Genomic DNA, 3,032 nt, shown 5'->3' on the forward strand with positions numbered 1-3,032 from the left:
TACACTTTCCTGCAAGCCTTGGTTTTGCTGTTTTCAGAGGGGCTTCCAATGGGGTGCGGGACACATATGTGGCAGGGGAGCCTGGAAAAGCAAGGAGGATGGAGCTGTGCCAGGGGTAAAGGGGAAACAGCGGCGGATTCTGCCGCCTTTTTTCACGATTTTTTTGTCGTTATATGTCTTTTGGTGCTGGCTCCCCGGGACAGCGGCTCTGGCAGCGGAATCTGGACAAGCCTCCTCCGGCCCGTCCATCCCCCAGCCTCCGGCAGAAAGCTGCATCTATGACGAAGCCGCTTTGCTCAGCGAAGGGACAAAGGGGACTATAAAAGAGAAAAACGCTGCCTTGCTGGAAAAATACGGTGTGCAGCTTGTAGTTTACACAACAGACGCCCTGCCTTACACAGGTTTTTCCCAGCGGGTAAGCTACCTGCGCACTGTGATGGAAAGCTGGCAGGCAGGCGGGAACCGCTGGCTTGTTCTGGCCCTGTCTGTGTCAGACGAGGACTACCTGGCGGTAGCGGGTACGGCCCTGCAGGAGGAATTTACTGCCGAGGCCCTGAAAAACCTTTTGGATGCGCATGTGGAGCCAGATTTTGCGGCAAAATCTTATGACACCGCTGTTTCCAAATTTTTTGCGGCGGCAGCAGATAAGGCAGAGTCCTATTGCGCCGCCCGCCCGGAGCTTTTCCCTGGAGCCGCCTCCCAGCCTGAAGAGAACGCGGCTTCTACTGTAAAGCTAGGCCAAAAGGACAATACCGGCAGTTTGGCGCTTTTGTGGGTGGGCATCCTGTTCGGGGTTATACTGCTGGGCTGCATGGCTGCTTTTTTTGTCCGCAGCAGGCAGCTTTCCCGCAGGCGCAGGCGGACAGTACATCGGCATAACCCCACCATAAGGCCGGCCCGTTCCAGCGTAATGCGCCAGGAAACCCGCCCTGCCGTACAGATCAAGGCCGGAAGCCGTTCCACCGGGGTATACCGGGATCAGCGATCCAGCCGGAACAGGCGCCTGTGAACCTGCTGCCTCCCGGCACACGAGAAGAATATTCTTTTTTGTTAAATAAATGTTTGCTTACTTCCCGTCCCCTGTCCGGGCGGCTTTTGTAAAAACAAGCAAGGAGCTGGAACCATGGTATTTGCCGATCTCTTTTTCATATATGTGTTTTTACCCCTGTGCCTGCTTTGCTACCTGCTGGCGCGGAGCCTGCCCGCGAAAAACGGCGTGCTGATAGCCTTTTCTGTGATTTTTTATGCCTGGGGCGAGCCGCTGTGGGTGTGCCTGCTGCTGTTCAGTTCCTTTTTGAACTGGTTTATGGGGCTGGTCATTGAAAAGCACCGGGACACCGGGGCCGGAAAGGCGGCTGTGGCCACAGGGGTCACCATAGACATCCTGCTGCTGGTGGTGTTCAAATACAGCGCCTTCCTGGTGGAAAACCTCAATGCCCTCACCCATCTGGGCCTGCCTGTGCCCCAGATACGCCTGCCCATTGGCATCAGCTTTTTCACTTTCCAGGCAATTTCCTACCTGCTGGACTGCTACTGGGAAAACGTGCAGGTGCAGAAAAGGTATACCCGCTTCCTGCTGTATCTGTCCCTGTTCCCGCAGCTCATTGCCGGGCCGATTGTGCGTTACAGCGTAGTGGAAGAAGAGATAAGCAACCGCTCTGTCACTGCCACAGATCTGTGCGAGGGCGCTTTGCGGGCCATTGTGGGCCTTGCCAAAAAGGTGATTATTGCCAACAACCTTTGGGCTATTGTAGACACCTTTTTCGGGACAGACATTACGGGCCTTTCCGTACTAGGCACTTGGTACACCGTCATCGTTTACTCTTTATATGTATACTTCGATTTCAGCGGCTACTCGGATATTGCCATTGGCCTGGGCCGCATGTTCGGCTTCCACTTTGACGAAAACTTCCGCCATCCCTTTGCCTGCAAGACCATTGCGGAATTCTGGCAGAGATGGCACATTTCCCTTGGCTCCTTTTTCCGGGACTACCTGCTGTACGTGCCCATTTTCGGGCAGAACCGGAAGTATGTCAGCCTGTTTCTGGTGTGGTTCTCCACCGGCGTATGGCATGGCGCGGCCTGGAATTATATTATCTGGGGGCTGTACTTTGGATTCTTCATTTTCTTCGAGCAGAAGCTGGGAAAAAAGCGCATCAAAAATTGGCCCCTGTGGTGGAAACATATATACAGCAAGCTGGTTATCATCATCGGCTTTGGCATTTTCTATTTTGAGGATTTAGGCCAGTTGGGCCAGTTTTTCCTGAACATTTCCGGCGCAAGTATGCTGATAAACAGCGCGCCTTTCTTTGACCCCATCACCTGGGCTTCTTTTTTGAACAACCTTTTCCTGGTGTCAGGCGCCATTGTTTTCAGCCTGCCGGTGCTGCCTAAGATAAAGGCTTTCTTTCTGGAAAGCAAAAGCGACGGTCTGTACGCTGCCGGGCGGATTGGGGCTGTGCTGGGATGCCTGGGCCTGCTGGCAATAGTCAGTATTTTACTGGTGGATTCCACCAACAACGTGTTCCTGTATTGGCGGTTTTAGGGCATGTTCACATTAAGCCAAAGCACATGCTTTTTCGGCAAATTTTACAGGCTTCTGTGTTGAAAATCCTCGAAAACCGACAGGTTTTCTTGCGGTTTTCGCCTTGAATCCTGCAAAATTTTGCTCGAAAATTCATATACTCAGCTTATGTGAACATGCCCTAAGGAAAGGAGGAAGCAGATATGGATGGAAGATACCACGGCATGGACTACCGCAAAAAGCCCCGGCACGCTGCCGGATCCCAGCCCCCGGAAACCGGCGGGGACTGGCAGGCCCATTATGAGCAGCAGGCCCGGGCTGTTGTGAGGCGGGAGTGGGAATCCCGGGCAGCGGCAAAGCTGGGCGGTGCAGAACCGCCAAAGCCCTATACCTCTCAGACCCGGTATACTGCCGGTGAGGAGCCGCTAAGGCCCTCTACCCTCCAAACCCGGTACACTGCTGAGGAAGAGCCGCTAAGGCCCTATACCTCCCAGACCCGGTACACTGC

At 54.1% G+C, this 3,032-nt stretch carries 3 protein-coding genes; all 3 read left to right on the forward strand.

From position 1 onward, the window contains the following. The first annotated feature begins 106 nt into the window (after positions 1-106). The gene (locus tag D1841_RS16865; protein ID WP_160643588.1) at positions 107-1,009 is read left to right on the forward strand and encodes a TPM domain-containing protein; all 903 of its coding nucleotides are present in this window, start codon (positions 107-109) and stop codon (positions 1,007-1,009) included. A 114-nt stretch (positions 1,010-1,123) separates the two neighbouring features. Then, on the forward strand, positions 1,124-2,545 hold the full coding sequence (locus D1841_RS16870) for an MBOAT family protein (RefSeq protein WP_160643590.1): 1,422 nt from the start codon (positions 1,124-1,126) through the stop codon (positions 2,543-2,545). A gap of 182 nt (positions 2,546-2,727) precedes the next feature. Next, positions 2,728-3,032 (forward strand): hypothetical protein (locus D1841_RS16875; protein WP_166554309.1); only part of this gene is annotated, 305 nt, incomplete at its 3' end.

Source organism: Neglectibacter sp. X4, from assembly GCF_009917365.1.
GTDB lineage: Bacteria > Bacillota > Clostridia > Oscillospirales > Acutalibacteraceae > Acutalibacter.

Coding starts and splice junctions, on each gene's coding strand:
- D1841_RS16870 (WP_160643590.1), top strand. CDS start 1,124: ATGGTATTTGCCGATCTCTTTTTCATATATGTGTTTTTACCCCTGTGC.